At 75.0% G+C, this 4,006-nt stretch carries 2 protein-coding genes; one reads left to right on the forward strand and one right to left on the reverse strand.

Going from position 1 to position 4,006, the window contains the following annotated elements:
- On the reverse strand, window positions 1-2,949 hold a 2,949-nt coding region (locus tag ACWEN3_RS42910), incomplete at its 3' end, for a cytochrome P450 (protein ID WP_452983101.1).
- 210 nt (window positions 2,950-3,159) lie between these two features.
- Here ACWEN3_RS42910 and ACWEN3_RS42915 point away from each other — a divergent pair.
- Window positions 3,160-3,804, forward strand: a complete 645-nt coding sequence (locus tag ACWEN3_RS42915; RefSeq protein ID WP_452983104.1) for a PAS domain-containing protein — start codon at window positions 3,160-3,162, stop codon at window positions 3,802-3,804.
- Window positions 3,805-4,006 lie beyond the last annotated feature (202 nt).

Raw genomic sequence — 4,006 nt, forward strand, 5'->3', positions numbered from 1 at the left:
TCTGTTGGCCGGACTGACGACACCGCCGATCAGCTCCGCGCTGCGGTCGATGGTCACGGATCGGGCGTCGGGGGCGTCGCAGCCGAAGTAGAGCAGGGCGTCGGGGAGTTCGGCGCCGGTGCGGCGGGCCTCGGCGCGGTCGGCGACGGCGCCGCGGAACGGCGCGAGTCCGGTGCCCGCGGCCACCATCACCACCGGCGCCGAGTCGTCGATCCGGAAGGCCTCGCGGCAGGGCTGCACCCGGGCGAGGACGGTGTCGCCGGGCCGCAGGGCGGCCAGGTGGCCGGAGCCGGTGCCCCGACGGCGGCCCCTGCCGGAGCGGGCGGGGGCGTCCAGGACGGAGACCATGAGGTCCACGTGGCGCGGGCCGGTCGCCGGCGAGGAGGAGATCGAGTAGTGGCGGGGCCGCAGCGGGGTCAGCAGGTCCAGCAGCGACGGCCAGTCGAGGGCGGCGCGCAGGGCGGGATGGCCCTCGGCGAGTTCCACCAGGGTGCGCGGATCGTCGCCGGTGAGGGCCGCGAGGGCGGCGCGCTCGGGCGGGCAGGGGTTGGCCCCGGCGAGCAGCGCCAGCTGCCGTGCCGTCGGGCGTTCCTGCAACTCGACGTGGTGAGTGAGCAGTTGGCGTACGGTCAGCGGCCGGTCCACCGCGAGCCCTCCCCCACTCCCGGCTGCGCTCGCGCGGGGGGACCCCGATCGGAGCGGGCGGGTGGCCCGGATGTCGAGGACGGCTTCGGGATCGAGGCCGAACGCGGCGGTCGCGCGGTCCACCAGGGCGGGGGCGTTGGCGGGGAGCACGGTCAGATGGTCGGCGGTGCGGTAGGTGACGCCGTCCGGCAGGGCGACGCGCAGGAACCGCTTGGTGCGCGGGTGTCCGGGGGCGGTGAGGTCGTACGCCTCGGTGACGGTCATCGGGACCAGCCCGTGCCGCTCGGCGAGGGCGTCGAGCGGGCCGGCGGTCAGGGCGCGGACCTCGTAGGCGCGGCCCGGCCCGGCCGGGGTGTCTGCCGTGGCCTCCGGGTCGCCGTACTCGGTCAGCAGGGCGGTGCGCAGCCGGGCGGTGAACTCCCGGACCGTGCCGGTGAGGTCGCCGGAGGCGTCGGCGGCGGCGCGGTCGGCCAGCCGGGTGGCGCCGAGTTCGGCGAGGCGGGCGTCGACGCGGGTGGGGACCTGCTGGTAGGTGGCGGCCCAGTTGCGGTCGCCGACCCCGAGGACGGCGTAACGGACGCCGGTGAGGTCGGGGGTGCCGTCGAGCCAGGCGGTGAAGGCGGTGGCGTCGTCGGTGGGACGGCCGTTGTAGGAGGCGGCGGTGATGACGACCGGCCGGTCCGTGGGCAGTCCGTCCGCGTAGGCGTCGAGGGCGGCCACCTCGGTGGCGCAGCCCACGGCGGCGGCCTCGTCGGCGAGCTGGGCGGCGAAGTCACGGCAGGTGCCGTAGTTGCTGCCGTGCAGGAAGAGAGCGCTCGTGCCGGGGCGGACCCGGGCCGGGAGCGTCCCGGGGTCCTGGGTGCGGCCCTCCGGTGTGGCGACGGTGCCGGGCAGCGGGGCGTGGACGCGGTCGGCGGCGGTGCGCGGGGTGAGCGTGAGGGTGAAGCCCTCGGGCTTGAGGGTGAGGGTCTCCTTCACGGTGAGCCGGTAGTCCGCGTGGTCGTGCAGCCGGTAGCGGTGCACCAGCATGGCGAGCAGCATGGTCGCCTCGTGCAGCGCGAACTGCCTTCCGATGCAGGCGCGTTCACCGGTACCGAACGGCTTGAAGGCGTGCACCGGGCGGGCCGCCTCCGCCTCGGCGGTGAACCGCTCGGGGTCGAACAGCTCCGGGTTGTCGCCCCACACGGGCTGCCGGTGCAGCATCGGGGCGAGCACGGTGACGGCCTGCCCGGCGGCGAGCGGGATCCGGCCGCCGAGCACGGTGTTCTCGCGGGCGTGCCGGCTGAAGGCGGCGGCCGTCGGCCACAGCCGCAGCGCCTCGTTGAGGACCTGGCGGGTGTAGGTCAGCCGGCCGATGTCGTCGTACGTCGGCTCGGGGTCCGCCGTGGTGCCCCACAGCGCGTCGGCCTCGCGCTGCACCAGGCGGAGCGCGGTCGGGTGTTTGGCGAGGTAGTACAGGGCGAAGGACATCGCGCCGGAGGTCGTCTCGTGGCCCGCGATGAGGAAGGTGATGACCTGGTTGCGGATGTTGGCCGCGTCCAGGGTGGTGCCGTCGGCCGGGTGCGGCGCGCTCAGCATCAGCCCGAGCAGGTCCTCGGCGCCGCTCTGGTCGGTGCCGGCGCGGGCGGCGATGACGTCGTCCACCACGCCGGCGAGGTGGTCGGCGTCCCGCCGGAAGGCCGCGTCGGCCGCCGTGTGGTCCTCGCCCGGGGTGCGGGCGAGGCGGGTCATGCTCCACTCCAGGCAGCGGACCATGGACTCCACGAAGGGGTGCGGCCGGTCCCGTTCGAAGGAGCCGAAGTCGTAGCCGAATCCGGCCAGCCCGATGGTGTCGAGGGTCATCCGGGTCATGTCGTCCGGGACGTCGACGGGCCGCCCCGCGCGGGCCGCGCGGTCCCAGGAGTCGATGAGCCGGCGGGCCACCCTCAGCATCACGGGGTGGTAGGTGCGCATGGAGCCGAGCGCGAAGGCGGGCATCAGGATGTCGTGTGCCCTGGCCCAGTTGGGCTCGTCGTTGTACGCGGTGAACAGGCCGTCGGCGGTGAAGGCGCGGACGTTCTCCAGCGCCGGTCCGATGTGCTTGGCGAAGCGCTGCTCGTCGGCCAGGTCAGCGACCAGGTCCGCGTCGGCGACGAAGATCACGTCCCGGCCGTGCAGCCGGCGCACGAGCACCGGTCCGTGCTCGCGCATGAGGCCCATGACCTGCTGGGTGGGGGTGCGGCCGGGACCGGTGGCGGAGATGTCGACGACGGGGAGGCCGAGCGGGGAGGCGGCCGGTGCGGGGTGCGGTGCGGTGGGGGGCATGGCGCGACAACTGCCTTTCGCGGTACGGGTGTACTGCGCTCAAGAGTGGACGGCCGGAAGTCCGGATCCAGGCCACGGCACTACACGATCGTGCAGTCAAAAGTGCCTGCCGGGGCTTGCGCGGCATGGCGGCCGGGTCCGTGGAGTTGTCGCTGACCTGGCCGTTCGTCTTGGATGGACGGGACGGCCCGGGCACGGCGGGAGGTGCGGATGGACATGGGCGACGGCGACGCCGTGGTCTGGCGCAACCGCGCCCTGACGCTGTTCGACCGGGTGTCGGTGCCGGTCGCGGTGTGCGACGCGCACGGCCGTGTGGTGCTGGCCAATCCCGCGATGGCCGCCGAGTGCGGTACGACGCCGGGGCGGCTGCACGGCCGGGACGTGCTGGAGCTGTTCCGCCCGCAGGAGGCCACGCAGGTGGAGCGGATCGTCGAGGCGCTGCGGCTGCGGCACCGGTCGCGCTACCAGGTGTCGGTGTGCTGGCGAGGGCCCGGTGGCGCGGAGCGGTACGGCGAGCTGACGGCGGATCCGGTGAGCGACAGCGTGGAGGACACGCCGGCGCTCCTGGTGATGCTGCGGGTACGGGGCGAACGCGCCGCGTCCCGGGAGCCGGTTCCGGCACCGGTCACTCCCGTGGAGGGCCGGGTGCTGGCGCTGCTGGCGTCGGGCGCCACCACGGCCCGCGCCGCCCGCGACCTCGGGCTCAGCGTGGACGGCGTCAACTACCACCTGCGGCGTCTGTCGTCCCGCTGGGGCGCGGCCAACCGCACCGAACTGGTCGCCCGCGCCTACGCGCTGGGCGTCCTCACACCCGGGACCTGGCCACCGGAGCCGGGAACACCGGAGGCCGGTTAGGGCGGGGTGGGGTCGGTCCTGATCCCGTAGGTCCCGGTCGAGTCGACTGCGGAGCCCTCCGCTGAGGTGGAGCCGTCGGCGCCCCGGAGGCCGCCGTGCCCGCGCCCTCCGGCGCGCCGCAGCGGGCCAGGGTGCGCACATGGACATCGATCCGGGGGCCGTCTCCCGCCTGGTCGACCGGCTCGTGGCCAAGGACCTGGTC

The sequence above is a fragment of the Streptomyces sp. NPDC004561 genome, assembly GCF_053602155.1.